The organism is Mycobacterium colombiense, from assembly GCF_001665835.1.
Lineage (GTDB): Bacteria > Actinomycetota > Actinomycetes > Mycobacteriales > Mycobacteriaceae > Mycobacterium > Mycobacterium colombiense_A.
In genome coordinates this window covers 87,273-101,484 of sequence record NZ_LZSX01000099.1, presented here as the reverse complement: position 1 = coordinate 101,484, position 14,212 = coordinate 87,273, and the positions used below count along the sequence as shown (strand labels likewise).

Below are 14,212 nucleotides of genomic sequence, written 5' to 3'. Positions count from 1 at the left end.
CGATCTTGTCGGGATGTCCCTCAGTCACCGACTCACTGGTAAACAGGCGACCCTTTTCGCTCACAATGACAATCCTTCCTAATTAGTTAGTTAACCGAATTATATCGGTTGGCGTCGGCCCGGCCAGCACCTGCCCCCGGTGCCGAGAAGAACTCGACCGTTCTATCCGCTGTCCCCGTGCAGGAACGCGGCAATCGCATCCACGATACGACTGGCCATCAATGTCTTGGAGCCGTGCTGCAGCGCCGACTCGGTACCGTCGGCCGCCAGCAGCCAACCGTCGTTGCTGTCCACCTCGAACGCCCGGCCGTCGCCCACCGCGTTGACGACCAACAGGTCGCAGCCCTTGTTGCGCAGCTTCGCCCGGGCGTGAAACAGCACGTCCCCGTTGGCATCGCCGGTCTCGGCCGCGAATCCCACGATGGCGCGCATGTTGGGCAGCTCGCCGTTGGTCCGCGCCCGCACCGCACCCGCCAGCACGTCGTCGTTGCGGACCAACTCGATCGTCGGCGGCTGGTCTTGCTCCTTCGGGCCCTTTTTGATCTTGGCGGCCGCAACCCGGGCCGGCCGGAAGTCGGCGACGGCGGCGGCCATCACCAGCACGTCCGCCTCGGCCGCGTGCTTGGCGACGGCGTCGCCCAGTTGCTCGGCGGAGCTGACGTGGACCACCTCTACACCGGCGGGGTCGATCAGCCCGGTGGTGTGCCCGGCGATCAGCGTGACCTCGGCGCCGCGCTGGGCGGCCACCCGCGCCACCGCATAGCCCTGCTTGCCGGAGCTGCGGTTGCCGATGAAGCGCACCGGGTCGACCGGTTCACGCGTGCCCCCCGCCGTCACCAGCACCTTGCAGCCGGCGAGGTCGTAGGGCAGCGCGTCCTGGCGTTCCAGCAGCAGATGAGCCAGCGTGGTGATCTCCTCGGCCTCCGGTAGCCGGCCCGAGCCGCTGTCCGTCCCGGTGAGCCGCCCGGCGGCGGGTTCCAGCACCACCGCTCCCCGGCGGCGCAGCGTGGCCACGTTGTCGACGGTGGCCGGGTGCAACCACATCTCGGTGTGCATGGCCGGCGCGAACAGCACCGGACATCGCGCCGTGAGCAGGGTGGCGGTCAGCAGATCGTCGGCCCGGCCGTGTACCGCCCGGGCCAGCAGATCGGCGGTGGCCGGCGCCACCACGACCAGGTCGGCCTGCTTGCCGAGCTGGACGTGCGGCACCTCCGGCACGTCGCTGAAGACGCCGGTGTGCACCGGCTGGCCGGAGAGCGCCTCGAAGGTGGCGGCCCCGACGAAACGCAGCGCGGACTCGGTCGGGATGACGCGGACCGAATGACCGGCCTCGGCGAGCTGACGAACGACGGTGCACGCCTTATAGGCGGCGATACCGCCGGAGACGCCGACGATTACTCTTTTCGCGACCCGATCGCGGTTGTCCACAGCGCGCCCGGCCCGGCCCTGTTACTCGCCCTCGGTGTGCTCGAGGAGGTCGCCGTGGATCTCGCGCATCGCGATCGAAAGCGGCTTTTCCTGCAGCCCCGGCTCGACCAGCGGACCGACGTATTCGAGGATGCCCTCCCCGAGCTGGTTGTAGTAGTCGTTGATCTGGCGGGCCCGCTTGGCGGCGTAGATCACCAGGGCGTACTTGCTCGAGACGCGGTCCAGCAGCTCGTCGATGGGCGGGTTGGTGATGCCCAGCGGGGTGTCGTAGGCGCCCGGTCCCCCGGCGGACGGATCGAACCGGTCGGGGACGGCGGCCAATGCCGCGTCGGACTGCGGAATACTCACTTAGGTCAATCTCCTGGCGGATTGGAGCGGCTCATCGCCGCTGAAAGAAACTTGAAAAATTCGGTGGTCAATCTTGCTGGGAAGTGGTCCTGCTTCTGGACTGGCCAGACGGGTCATGCCGGCCCGGCGCAGTTCCCACCAGCAAGGATACCAATTCGGAGCACGCTGACTCCAATTCAGTGTTCACGACCACCCGGTCGAAGTCATTTTGGGCCGCCATTTCGACGCGGGCGGTCTCCAGACGCCGCTGCATGACCTCCGGCGTTTCGGTGCCGCGGCCGACGAGCCTGGCCCTGAGGTCCTCCCAGCTGGGCGGCGCCAGGAAGACCGCGAGGGCCTCGGGCATCGCCTTCTTGACCGCCCGGGCCCCGGCCAGATCGACCTCGATCAGCACCGGGAATCCGCGGGCCGTGGCGGCCCGGACCGGCTCGGCCAGGGTGCCGGATCGGTGCAGGCCCGAGTGGATTTCGGCCCACTCCAGCAGCGCGCCCTCGTCGATGAGCTGCTGGAAGCGGGCCGGGGTGACGAAGTGGTAATCGACGCCGTCGACCTCGCCGGGCCGCGGCGCCCGCGTCGTGGCCGAGACGCTGAAATGCAGGTCCGGGACCCGCTCACGCAGGCATCGGACCACAGTCGACTTGCCGACCGCGGAGGGACCGGACAGCACGACCACACGTCCGTTACCTGATGGTTCAGGACGTGTCCCGTGCTGGACGTCCGGTCCCCCGCCGGCGCTCACAGGCGCTCCTTGGGCCGGTGCGCCCACGGCTCGGTTAGGAGCCGAACTTTTCCAGCAGGGCCTTGCGCTGACGATCGCCAAGACCCCGCAGACGGCGGGTCGGGGCGATCTCCAGCTCAGTCATGATCTCCTGCGCCTTGACCTTGCCCACCTTGGGCAACGCCTCGAGAAGCGCGGAAACCTTCATCTTGCCCAGGACTTCATCGGTCTCGGCGTCCTTGAGGACCTGGGTCAGGTTGGTGCCGCCACGCTTCAGGCGGTCCTTGAGCTCTGCTCGCGCTCGACGTGCGGCAGCCGCCTTCTCCAACGCGGCCGCGCGCTGCTCGTCGGTCAACTGGGGAAGGGCCACGATTCCTCCGTATCTGATCAATCAATTTCAATCGATCTCATTTTGTCTCGCCGGCACTTCTGCCAGCGCAGACGACCGTACTCAGGCCTTCTGACGAAATCTAACCCGACCCCCTGCTTAAGGGGGCAAAGTCCCAGCATGCACCGGCGTGTAGCCGGCCAAAGCGGTGCTTCCGGCGGGGTTCACAACGGCCGCGCCGAGCGCCGTCCGGGTGTCGGCACAAGCGCCGTTTCGATTCGTCAATAAGCCGTCTACCTGCGGTTTTATCGCCCGGCGACCGCGGCAGGAGTGACGGCCGGGCCGTCCGGAAAGCCGCCGGCCGGCCGCCGTCACGCCCGGTGCGAGGGATCACGGATTTATTTGCGGCGTGTCGCGCGTGTCGCATCGCCGGTCAAACGCCAGGCCAACACCGCTGTTCGGCCCGCGCCCCGGTCCTGACGGCCCCCGCGGGGGCCTCGAGGCGGCCTTGTGGCCCCGAATCCGGGGTGTCCGCGCGCCTCGCCGTCCGCCCAGCTCCCGGGCCCGCGGCGGCCGCCCCGGACAGCCTTCCGCAGGTCACGCGCGGATCGTCCAGCAACCAATGACATCGCCGCCGGGATTCGTCGTCGAATCCGCCGGCCCGGCAGGCTTTCGCGTCGCGGCGACCCCACGTTCGGCGGTAGGCGTCCGAGCGTGCGCCGCGGCCGATCCGGGGTGGACGTGATCAAGGTCAACTCACCTGAACAAATCGTGAACTTTCACCAACCATCAAGCGCCGCAGCGTCGTTCGGCGCCCGGGATCGGCGCCGCACCCGGACGCCGCGGGCGATGACGGCCGCTCGTTTCCGCGATATTCGGGCGATCTACCGAGTCTATTTCCGCACACGCGGACTGAAGCTAGCCTGGGTTCCGTAAGTGCGGGATGATGGCTCCCCCACGCCTCATTTCAGCTAATCGGGGGCACGGAATCCGATACGATCGAGAAGTGTCCAACCTGCGAATTCGCCAGGCAGCTGAGCTGCTTGGAGTCAGCGACGACACCGTGCGGCGCTGGATCAACCAGGGCACACTTGCGGTCAGTCACGACGCCGCCGGCCGCAAGGTGATCGCGAGCGAGGACCTCGCCCACTTCTCCCGCACCAATGCGCCCGCCCCGCCGGCGGACCCGCTCAGCATCGGCAGCTCGGCCCGCAACCGGTTCGTCGGGCTGGTCACCTCGGTGGTCAGCGACAAGGTGATGACCCAGGTGGAGATGCAGTGCGGCCCGTTCACCGTGGTGTCGCTGATGAGCACCGAGGCCGCCGACGAACTGCAGCTGCGCCCCGGCAGCGTCGCGGTGGCCGTCGTCAAGGCCACCACCGTCATCGTCGAAACCGCGCGGCCCAGCACCGCGGTGGCGTCGGACTAGACGCCAACTCATACCGCCAGGTAGGCGACGGCGTCCAGCATGCGATCGGCCGCCGCGCGCAGCTCCGTCACGCCCGGCCCGGCCCGCAGCACCTCGCGGGCCACCGCGGGCAGCAGCTGCCCGGGTTCCGCGCCGCCCAGCCCGGCGAGGGCCTCCGGCCGCCCGCCCTGGACGCCGAGCCCGGGCACCAGCACCGGACCGCCCAGCGCGCTGAGGTCGGGCGCCTGCAACACCGTCGCGCCCACGACCACGCCGACATATCCCGGTCCGGACGGGGTCGCGGAACGGTTCACCACCGCCGCCTGGTCGACGACCAGCTGGGCCACCGTGCGGCCGTCGAAGGCGGCACGCTGCACGGTGGCGCCCTCGGGGTTGGACGTGGCCGCCAGCACGAACACCCCGCGGTCGTGCGCCGCGGCGGTCTCCAGCAGCGGCCGCAGCGAGCCGAAGCCCAGGTACGGGGTGGCCGTCACGGCGTCGGCGGCCAGCGGTGAATCACCCGCCCAGGCGGCGGCATAGGCCGCCATCGTCGTGCCGATGTCGCCGCGTTTGGCGTCGGCCAGCACCAGCACCCCGGCCGATCGCAGGGCCGCGATGGTGCGTTCCAGCACCGCGAATCCCGCGGCGCCGTAGGCCTCGAAGAACGCGACTTGCGGTTTGACGACGGCGAATCCGGAAAGCGAGTCGATGCAGATGTCACAGAACGCCGCCAGGCCGTCGGCGGTCGTGGGCAGGCCCCAGGCGCGCAGCAGCTCGGGATGCGGGTCGATGCCCACGCACAGCGGCCCGCGTTGCGCCTTCGCGTCCGCCAGCCGGACGCCGAACCCGGTCACCGGTCCCCGTTACCGGTCGAACCGCCCTGACCGATCTGGCTGTGCAGTTCTTGCAGGCTACGCACGCCGATGTCGCCGCGGATGCCCGCTTCGATGCCCTGCACGGCGGCCGAGGCGCCCTGCACCGTGGTGACACAGGGGATGTTGACCGATACTGCGGCCGAACGGATTTCGTAGCCGTCGATGCGCGGGCCGGAGTTGCCGTAGGGCGTGTTGATCACCATGTCGACCTCACCGGCCTTGATGACGTCGACGGCCGACGTCTCGGGGCGACCCGGCTGCGGGTCCTCGAAATGCTTGCGCACCTCGTCGCACGGAATCCCGTTGCGGCGCAACATCTCCGCGGTTCCCTCGGTAGCGAGGACGCGGAATCCCAGGTCGGCCAGCCGCTTGACGGGGAACACCAGCGAGCGCTTGTCCCGGTTGGCCACCGACACGAAGATGGTGCCCTGGGCGGGCAGCGACCCGTAGGCGGCGGTCTGGCTCTTGGCGAAGGCGCTGCCGAAGTCGCGGTCGATGCCCATCACCTCGCCGGTGGATTTCATCTCCGGGCCCAGCAGCGAGTCGATGGCGGCACCGTCCGCGCGGCGGAAGCGGTGGAAGGGCAGCACGGCCTCCTTGACCGCGATCGGGGCGTTCTGCGCGGCGTGGGCGCCGTCGCCGGACGCAGCCAGCATGCCCTCCTCGCGGAGCTGGGAAATGCTGGCGCCCAACATGACTCGGGCGCATGCCTTGGCAAGCGGGATCGCGGTTGCCTTCGACACGAACGGCACCGTGCGGCTGGCGCGCGGGTTGGCCTCCAGGACGTAGAGCACGTCGTCCTTGAGCGCGTACTGCACGTTGAGCAGGCCCACCACGCCGATGCCGTGCGCGATGGCCTCGGTCGCGCGGCGCACCTTCTCGATGTCGCTGCGGCCCAGCGTCACCGGCGGCAGCGCGCACGCCGAGTCGCCGGAGTGGATGCCGGCCTCCTCGATGTGCTCCATGATGCCGCCGATGTAGACCTCGGTGCCGTCGCACAGCGCGTCCACGTCGATCTCCACCGCGTCCTCGAGGAAGCGGTCGACGAGCACCGGGTGCTCGGGTGAGAGCTCGGTGGCGCGGGTGATGTAGTCCCGCAGCGTCTCCTCGTCGTAGACGATCTCCATGCCCCGGCCGCCGAGCACGTAGGACGGCCGCACCAGCACCGGGTAGCCGATGTCCTCGGCGATCCGCTGGGCCTGGGCGAAAGTGGTTGCCATGCCGTACTTCGGCGCCGGCAGGCCGGCCGCGGTGAGCACGTCGCCGAAGGCGCCGCGGTCCTCGGCCAGGTCGATGGCCTCCGGCGGAGTGCCGACGATCGGCACGCCCGCGTCGGCCAGGCGCTGCGCCAGCCCGAGCGGGGTCTGGCCGCCCAGTTGCACGATCACCCCGACGACCCCTTTCCCGGGCCCGGCCCCTGCCGCCGACTGCTGCTCGGCGCGGAACACCTCGAGGACGTCCTCGAAGGTCAGCGGCTCGAAGTACAGCCTGTCGGCGGTGTCGTAGTCAGTGGACACCGTCTCCGGGTTGCAGTTGACCATCACGGTCTCAAAACCAGCCTGCGACAACGTCGTTGCCGCGTGCACGCAGCTGTAGTCGAACTCGATGCCCTGCCCGATGCGGTTGGGACCCGACCCCAGGATCAGCACCTTGGGCCTCTCGGTTTGCGGCGCCACCTCGGTCTCGGCGGCGGGGTCCAGCTCGTAGCTGCTGTAGTGATACGGCGTCTTGGCCTCGAACTCGGCCGCGCAGGTGTCGACGGTCTTGTACACCGGGTGCACACCGAGCCGCTCGCGCAGCGACCGAACCCCGTTCTCGCCGGCCAGTTCGGGCCGCAGCGCGGCGATCTGGCGGTCCGACAGCCCGCTGTGCTTGCCGCGACGCAGCAGGTCGGCGTCGAGCACCGGGGCGGCGATCAGCTCCGCCCGCAGCTCGATCAGCTCGCCGATCTGCGCGACGAACCACGGGTCCACGCCGCTGGCCTCGGCGACCTGCTCCACCGACGCGCCCAGCCGCAGCGCCAGTTCGATGTCGTAGAGCCGGCCCTCGGTCGGCGTCCGCAGCCGGGTCAGCACCTCGTCGACGTCACCCTCGGGGTCGGGTTTGGTCCAGAACCCGGCGCGGCTGGTCTCCAGCGACCGCATCACCTTGCCGAGTGCCTCAACGAAGTTGCGGCCCAACGACATCGCCTCGCCGACGGATTTCATGGTGGTGGTCAGCGTGGGATCGGCGCCCGGGAACTTCTCGAACGCGAAGCGCGGCGCCTTGACCACCACATAGTCCAGGGTGGGCTCGAAGCAGGCCGGCGTTTCCTTGGTGATGTCGTTGACGATCTCGTCGAGCGTGTACCCGATGGCCAGCTTGGCGGCGATCTTGGCGATGGGGAAGCCGGTCGCCTTGGACGCCAGGGCGCTGGACCGCGACACCCGGGGGTTCATCTCGATGACGATCAGCCGGCCGTCGGCCGGGTTGATCGCGAACTGGATGTTGCAGCCGCCGGTGTCCACCCCGACCTCGCGCAGGATCGCGATGCCCAGGTCGCGCATTCGCTGGTATTCCCGGTCGGTCAGCGTCATCGCCGGCGCAACGGTGACCGAGTCACCGGTGTGCACGCCCATCGGGTCGAAGTTCTCGATCGAGCACACAACGACCACGTTGTCGTTGCCGTCGCGCATCAGCTCGAGCTCGAATTCCTTCCAGCCGTAAATCGATTCCTCGATCAACACGTTGGCGCTGGGGCTTTCGGCCAGCCCGGCGCCGGCCATCCGGTCCACCTCCTCGACGGATCGCGCCATCCCCGATCCCAGGCCGCCCATGGTGAAGCTGGGCCGCACCACGACCGGCAGGCCGAGCTCCTCGACCGTCTCGCGGACCTCTTCCATGGTGAAACACACTCGGCTGCGGGCGGATTCACCGCCGACCTTGGCGACGATGTCCTTGAACATCTGCCGGTCCTCGCCGCGCTGGATGGCGTCGAAGTCGGCGCCGATGAGCTCGACGCCGTGGCGCTCCAGCGCCCCGTTCTCGTACAGCGCGACCGCGGTGTTCAGCGCGGTCTGCCCGCCCAGGGTGGCCAGCAGCGCGTCGATCTTGTTGCCCCGCTCGGCCTGCTGGGCGATCACCTTCTCCACGAACGCGGCGGTGATCGGCTCGACGTAGGTGTGGTCGGCGTACTCCGGATCGGTCATGATGGTGGCCGGGTTGGAGTTGACCAGGCTGACCTGCAGCCCCTCCGCACGCAGCACCCGGCAGGCCTGGGTCCCCGAGTAGTCGAACTCGCAGGCCTGACCGATGACGATCGGCCCCGAGCCGATCACCAGCACGTGGTTGAGGTCGGTGCGACGTGGCACTAGCGGCCCTCCCCTGACATCAGCTCGATGAATTGGTCGAAGAGATACTCCGCGTCGTGCGGTCCGGCCGCGGCCTCCGGGTGGTACTGCACCGAGAAGGCTTGCCCGTCTGCGAGTTTGACGCCCTCGACTACTCCGTCGTTGGCGCAGGTGTGGCTGACGATCGCTTGGCCGAACGGCGTGTCGAAGGACTGGCCGGCCTCGCCCTCGAGCGCGAAGCCGTGGTTTTGGGCGGTGACGGCCACCCGCCCGGTGGCGTGGTCGATTACCGGGATGTTGATGCCGCGGTGGCCGAACACCATCTTGTAGGTGGACAGCCCCAGCGCCCGGCCCAGGATCTGATTGCCGAAGCAGATGCCGAACAACGGGATTCCGGCACCCAGCACCTCGCGGGTGACCGCGACGATGTGGTCGGCGGTGGCGGGGTCGCCCGGGCCGTTGGACAGGAAGACGCCGTCGGGCTCGAGGTCGGCGATCTGCTCGTAGGTCGCCGACGAGGCCAGCACGTGGGTGCGGACGCCGCGGCGGGCGAAGTTGCGCGGCGTGTTGGTTTTGATTCCCAGGTCCAGCGCGGCCACCGTAAACCGCGGTGACCCTTCGGGTTCCACGATGTAGGTCTCCGGCGTGCTGACCTCGCCGGCCAGGTCGGCCCCCAGCATCGACCGCTGCCCGCGCACCCGCGCCAGCAGTTCGTCCGCATCGGCGAGCGCCTCACCGGAGAACACGCCCGCCTTCATCGAGCCGCGGGTGCGCAGATGCCGGACCGCCGCGCGGGTGTCGATGCCGGCGATGCCCACGATCTGCTGGCGGACCAGTTCGTCCTCCAGGGTGCCGGTGGACCGCCAGTTGGACGGGCGCGGCGACGGATCGCGCACCGCGTAGCCGGCCACCCAGATCTTGTCGCCGCGGCTTTCGGCGTCCTCGCCGTTCCAGCCGGTGTTGCCGATCTGCGGCGCGGTGGCCACCACGATCTGCCGGTGGTAACTCGGATCGGTCAGCGTCTCCTGGTAGCCGGACATGCCGGTGGAAAACACGGCCTCGCCCAATGTTTGGCCGATCTTGCCGAACGCCGTGCCGGTGAAGACGCGCCCGTCCTCGAGTACCAACTGTGCCTTGGTCACGCCGCTCCCTCCTGATGCTGGGATTCAAGCCACCCGTCGTATTCGTCACGGCGGTTCGCCCGGAAGCCGGTGTCGATCTCGACGCCCGACGGCAGCCGCCAGCGGATCGCCAGAATCCCGATCCGGCCAGTCATTCTGCGCTCCATACGGATGTGCGCGATGGAGTCCCGAGGGATCCAAATAGGTTGGGCCCGTACGCGTTCCACCATGATGCCGCCCGCATAGCGGGTCAGCACCCCTCTGCTACGGAAACCCAGATCACCGGCCGCGATCCGCTCACTCCAGCCCGGCGCCATCATGGAGCCGCAATAGTGCCCGCGGGTGGTGATGGTCGCCGCCCCCACCCGGTCCGGGATCTCGGGCAACGCCCCGATCAGCTCCGCCTGCCGCTGCGAGCGACGGTGCCAGGTCCGCATCATCAGCTGGATCACCACCGTGATCACGACCACCACCACGGCCGCGAAGATCAGCGATCCCACCAGCGTGCCCGAATTCATGCCGGGGACTTCCCGTCTCGGGCGGTGACCTTGCCGCGCAGCAGCGTGGCCGTCACGGTGGCGGGCAGCGTCATCTCCTCGTAGGGCGTGTTGGCCGACCGGCTGGCCAGGTCGGATCCGGCGACGGTCCACGAGGTGGTGGGGTCCACCACCGTAAGGTTGGCCGGCTCCCCCACCTCCAGCGGCCGGCCGTGATCGGGCAGCCCCGCGATGCGGGCGGGGTTTTCGCTCATCACCCGGGCGACGTCCCGCCAGGTCAACAGGCCGGGCGTGACCATCGTCTGCACCACGATCGACAGCGCCGTCTGCAACCCCAGCATGCCCGGGCGCGCCGCGCAGAACTCCACGCACTTCTCGTGCTCGGCGTGCGGGGCGTGATCGGTGGCCACACAGTCGATGACGCCGTCGGCCAGCGCCCGGCGCAGCGCCACCGCGTCGGCCGCTTCGCGCAGCGGCGGGTTCACCCGGTTTTGCCCGTCGTAACCGGCCAGCCTGCTGTCATCGAGCATCAGGTGGTGCGGGGTGACCTCGGCGGTGATCGAGATCCCTTGCCCCTTAGCCCATTTCACGATCTCGACGGTGCCCGCGGTGGAGGCGTGGCAGATGTGTACCCGGGCGCCGGCGTCGCGGGCCAGCAGCGCGTCGCGGGCGACGATCGACTCCTCCGCTGCCCGGGGCCAGCCCGCCAGGCCCAGCCGGGCCGCGGTGGGTCCCTCGTGGGCGACGGCGCCGACGGTCAGCCGCGGCTCCTCGGCGTGCTGGGCGATGAGCACGCCCAGACCGGTGGCGTATTCCAGGGCGCGGCGCATCACCAGCGGGTCGTGCACGCAGATGCCGTCGTCGGAGAACATCCGCACCTGCGCGGCCCCGGCCGCCATCATGCCCATCTCGGTGAGCTCTTTGCCGGCGAGCCCGACGGTGACGGCGCCGACCGGGTGCACGTCGACCAGGCCGACCTGCTGACCTCGATGCCACACGTGGTCGGTGACCACCGGGCTGTCGGCGACCGGGTTGGTGTTGGCCATCGCGAACACCGCGGTGTAGCCCCCCAAAGCCGCTGCGGCCGAACCGGTTTCGATGTCCTCGGCGTACTCGCGTCCGGGTTCGCGCAAATGGGTGTGCAGGTCGACCAGGCCGGGCAGCAGCACCTGATCGGTGGCGTCGATCACGTCCAGGTCCTTTTCGACGCCTCCGGCCTCGCCCAACCCGGGGCCGATGTCGGCGATCTGGCCGTCATCGACCAGCACGTCGACGCGATCGCCCTCGCCGTACAACCGAACCCCGCGCAGCAGCACGCTCACGCCGCACCCTCTTCTCCGGCCAATTCGGTGCCGACCAGCACGTGGAACAGCACCGCCATCCGCACGTGGACGCCGTTGGAAACCTGTTGCAGCACAGCCGATTGCGATGAGTCGGCCACCGACGAGGCGATCTCCATGCCACGCAGCATCGGTCCCGGGTGCAGCACCACGGCGTGGCCGGGCAGCATCGCCTGGCGGCGATCGGAAAGCCCGTACAGCGAGGAGTATTCGCGCACCGAGGGGAAGAACCCGCCGTTCATCCGCTCGGCCTGCACCCGCAGCATCAGCACCGCGTCGGCGGCGGGCAGCTCGGCGTCGAAGTCGTTGGACACGGTGACCGGCCAGCCCTCGACGCCGACCGGCAGCAGCGTCGGCGGCGCGACCAGGACCACCTCGGCGCCCAGGGTGTCCAGCAGCATCACGTTGGAGCGGGCCACCCGGCTGTGCAGGATGTCGCCGACGATCACGATGCGACGGCCCTCGATGCCGCCGAGGCGCTGGCGGATGGTCAGCGCGTCCAACAGGGCCTGGGTCGGGTGCTCGTGGGTGCCGTCACCGGCGTTGATCACCGACGGCCCCCCGTTGTCTCCGGAGGCGTTCGCCGCCGATGTCCACTCGGCGAGCAGGTGCGCGGCGCCGGAGGCCGGGTGCCGGATGATCAGCGCGTCGGCGCCGGCGGCGCGCAGCGTGAACGCGGTGTCGCGCAGCGACTCCCCCTTGCCCACCGACGATCCGGACGCGCTGACATTGATCACGTCGGCGCTCATCCACTTGCCGGCCACCTCGAAAGACACCCGGGTGCGCGTCGAGTTCTCGTAGAACATCGTGACGATGGTGCGGCCGCGCAGCGTCGGCAGCTTCTTGATCTCGCGACCCACCAGCGCCTGTGCGAACCGGTCGGCGTCGTCGAGGATGGCCGTGGCGTCATCTCGGCTCAGGTCGCCGGCCGCCAGCAGATGGCGCGTCATCGTGAGATCACCACCCCGTCGTCACCGTCGTTCTCGCTCAGCAGCACGTGCACGCTCTCGCCGCGTGAGGTGGGAACGTTCTTGCCCACATAGTCGGCGCGTAGCGGCAATTCGCGGTGGCCGCGGTCGACCAGCACGGCCAGCTGCACCACCCGCGGCCGGCCCACGTCGCGCAGCGCGTCCAGCGCGGAACGGACCGAGCGACCGGAGTACAAGACGTCGTCGACCAGGATCACCAACGCGTCGTCGATGCCGCCGGCCGGAATCGAGGTGGCTTCCAGCGGCCGTGGCGGTTTCTGCATCAGATCGTCGCGGTAGAGGGTGATGTCCAGGGCACCGTGGCCGACCTCGACGCCGCTGTATTCGCCGATGTTGGTGGCGAGCCGATCGGCGAGGATCACACCGCGGGTCGGGATGCCGAGCAGCACCACCCGTGGCGCGTCGGGACCGTCCAGTGCGGTCTTTTCGATGATCTGATGCGCAATGCGGGAAATGGTGCGGCCCACATCGGCCGCCGACATCAACTCCCGGGAATCGCTGCCTAAGCCGGTGTCGCCCGCAGCACCCATACGAAACTTGACCTCCTTCTCCGCCTCGCCGGACGGATCGTTAAAGGATGTCGACTGCGAGGCAGCGTAGCACTAATTTCGAGCGCGACGCCGCCAGGCAGGTGTGGCGCCCGTCGTCCCTCACTTGCGCCAGTCACACCCGCCCCATGGGTCTGGGGAAGGGACACATGGCGGGCACGAATCATGTCCGGTCCGCCAACGTCGGATTCGACGAAAGTGAACGCTGAAATTTCGAAGTGAAAGCCTATTGAGGAGGCGGAGGCGGAGGCCAGGTGCGGCGCGGCCTGATCGGCCCACAGTTCAACCCGATTTTGCAGTTCCAGCCGCTTGCCTGGGGTTGGGGCGTATCGCAACAAACGTCATCCGGCGATGTGGGCGTCGGTTCGACGGTCGTCACAGGATCCGCCATGTTGGTGGGCGGCGCTTGAACACCGCCGATTGCACTGAACGCCAGGGCAAACACGGCAGCACCACCGCACGCTGCGGCTATCGTCCTCGCCATTTGATTGGCCATGGCGGTCAATTCAAATTTCTCCGCGCTGAATGTACAGAGGCGTTATTCCACGATCACGTTGCGGACGCAGCGCAAATCATGCCGCCTAATCGAGGGCTGACCCGCCCTCGGCCAGGCGTTGCGCGGCCAGGTGGGCATGCGCGATGCGGCGCAGTGCCGCGAGGATCGGTTCGTAGAAGATCGTCCCGAGGACGGCGTATTCGATTGCCGCCGTTGGGGGTTCCAGCGGCATCTGCTCGATGTCGTAGTTGGCGATGGCACTGATGTGCGGCGCGTATGCGCGCAACCGATCCTCGGTCATCGGCACGCCCGCGGCCTCGGCGTCGGCGAGCGCGCGGTCAAGCTGCGCTACCGCGGGAAGATCGTCGGGCACCACGAAGTCAAGCGCCGACAGCGCGGCCCGAGCCCGTGCGCAGTCCTCACCGCTTGCGGGTTGAGCGGGCCGCGAAAGCGCCGCTGTCGCCGCACCCAGCGTCGCGAAAAGCGACCGGCCCGGGTGGTCGATGAGTCCGACAACGGAACTGATCTGGGAGATCGAGAGACCGATCGCGGACAGCGCCCTGATCAGCGCGATCCGTCGGACGTGGAGCTCGTCGTAGTGGGCGCGAGTCGAGCTGACGACGCGGCCCGGCATCAGCACGCCCTCACGTAGGTAGAACTTGATCGTCGGCACCGGCACATTGGTGCGACTCGCCAGCTCCGACATCAGCACGGAAGCGCTCCTTCGAAAGTCTTGCCAGAACATCTTGACATTGGATACTTCTACTATCCACTATTGGATAGTAGA

General features: G+C 68.8%; 14 protein-coding genes. 1 reads left to right on the top strand and 13 read right to left on the bottom strand.

Features of this window, described 5'->3' with window-relative positions:
• The 5 genes from A5760_RS27470 to mihF form a co-directional block, all read right to left on the bottom strand.
• Positions 1-64: hypothetical protein (locus A5760_RS27470; RefSeq protein WP_155764202.1), on the bottom strand; the 64-nt coding region annotated here is incomplete at its 3' end.
• Positions 65-162: 98 nt separating this feature from the next.
• Positions 163-1,428: a bifunctional phosphopantothenoylcysteine decarboxylase/phosphopantothenate--cysteine ligase CoaBC gene (gene coaBC / locus A5760_RS24570; RefSeq protein WP_064885703.1), complete on the bottom strand. Its 1,266-nt coding sequence runs from the start codon at positions 1,426-1,428 to the stop codon at positions 163-165.
• A gap of 21 nt (positions 1,429-1,449) precedes the next feature.
• On the bottom strand, positions 1,450-1,776 hold the full coding sequence (rpoZ, locus tag A5760_RS24565) for a DNA-directed RNA polymerase subunit omega (protein ID WP_007774376.1): 327 nt from the start codon (positions 1,774-1,776) through the stop codon (positions 1,450-1,452).
• Between the two features lie 67 nt (positions 1,777-1,843).
• Complete coding sequence (gene gmk, locus A5760_RS24560; protein WP_155764460.1) at positions 1,844-2,515, bottom strand: guanylate kinase; 672 nt, start codon at positions 2,513-2,515, stop codon at positions 1,844-1,846.
• A gap of 34 nt (positions 2,516-2,549) precedes the next feature.
• The gene (gene mihF / locus A5760_RS24555; protein ID WP_007171927.1) at positions 2,550-2,864 is read right to left on the bottom strand and encodes an integration host factor, actinobacterial type; all 315 of its coding nucleotides are present in this window, start codon (positions 2,862-2,864) and stop codon (positions 2,550-2,552) included.
• Between the two features lie 964 nt (positions 2,865-3,828).
• Between mihF and A5760_RS24550 the strand changes: the two genes are divergently transcribed.
• Positions 3,829-4,251, top strand: a complete 423-nt coding sequence (locus A5760_RS24550; protein WP_064885700.1) for a TOBE domain-containing protein — start codon at positions 3,829-3,831, stop codon at positions 4,249-4,251.
• An 8-nt stretch (positions 4,252-4,259) separates the two neighbouring features.
• Here A5760_RS24550 and pyrF read toward each other — a convergent pair whose 3' ends face one another.
• The 8 genes from pyrF to A5760_RS24510 form a co-directional block, all read right to left on the bottom strand.
• A complete protein-coding gene (pyrF, locus tag A5760_RS24545) occupies positions 4,260-5,084 on the bottom strand; it encodes an orotidine-5'-phosphate decarboxylase (protein ID WP_064885698.1) in 825 nt (274 codons plus the stop codon).
• Entirely contained in the window at positions 5,081-8,455 is a 3,375-nt protein-coding gene (carB, locus tag A5760_RS24540) for a carbamoyl-phosphate synthase large subunit (RefSeq protein WP_064885696.1), read from the bottom strand. Before carB ends, pyrF begins: the two co-directional genes overlap by 4 nt.
• A complete protein-coding gene (gene carA, locus A5760_RS24535; protein WP_064885694.1) occupies positions 8,455-9,576 on the bottom strand; it encodes a glutamine-hydrolyzing carbamoyl-phosphate synthase small subunit in 1,122 nt (373 codons plus the stop codon). The genes carB and carA overlap by 1 nt, the downstream gene beginning before the upstream one ends.
• Complete coding sequence (locus tag A5760_RS24530; protein WP_064885692.1) at positions 9,573-10,073, bottom strand: hypothetical protein; 501 nt, start codon at positions 10,071-10,073, stop codon at positions 9,573-9,575. Before A5760_RS24530 ends, carA begins: the two co-directional genes overlap by 4 nt.
• Positions 10,070-11,374 (bottom strand): dihydroorotase, encoded by a 1,305-nt coding sequence (locus tag A5760_RS24525; RefSeq protein ID WP_064885690.1) that lies wholly within the window; start codon positions 11,372-11,374, stop codon positions 10,070-10,072. The genes A5760_RS24530 and A5760_RS24525 overlap by 4 nt, the downstream gene beginning before the upstream one ends.
• Entirely contained in the window at positions 11,371-12,342 is a 972-nt protein-coding gene (locus A5760_RS24520; protein ID WP_064885688.1) for an aspartate carbamoyltransferase catalytic subunit, read from the bottom strand. The genes A5760_RS24525 and A5760_RS24520 overlap by 4 nt, the downstream gene beginning before the upstream one ends.
• Positions 12,339-12,911, bottom strand: coding sequence for a bifunctional pyr operon transcriptional regulator/uracil phosphoribosyltransferase PyrR (gene pyrR, locus A5760_RS24515; RefSeq protein WP_064885686.1), 573 nt, complete (start codon positions 12,909-12,911; stop codon positions 12,339-12,341). Before pyrR ends, A5760_RS24520 begins: the two co-directional genes overlap by 4 nt.
• 599 nt (positions 12,912-13,510) lie before the next feature.
• On the bottom strand, positions 13,511-14,131 hold the full coding sequence (locus tag A5760_RS24510; protein ID WP_231122738.1) for a MerR family transcriptional regulator: 621 nt from the start codon (positions 14,129-14,131) through the stop codon (positions 13,511-13,513).
• Between the last annotated feature and the right edge of the window lie 81 nt (positions 14,132-14,212).

Coding starts and splice junctions, on each gene's coding strand:
- A5760_RS24510 (WP_231122738.1), bottom strand. CDS start 14,131: ATGTCGGAGCTGGCGAGTCGCACCAATGTGCCGGTGCCGACGATCAAG.
- A5760_RS24530 (WP_064885692.1), bottom strand. CDS start 10,073: ATGAATTCGGGCACGCTGGTGGGATCGCTGATCTTCGCGGCCGTGGTG.
- pyrR (WP_064885686.1), bottom strand. CDS start 12,911: ATGGGTGCTGCGGGCGACACCGGCTTAGGCAGCGATTCCCGGGAGTTG.
- A5760_RS24520 (WP_064885688.1), bottom strand. CDS start 12,342: ATGACGCGCCATCTGCTGGCGGCCGGCGACCTGAGCCGAGATGACGCC.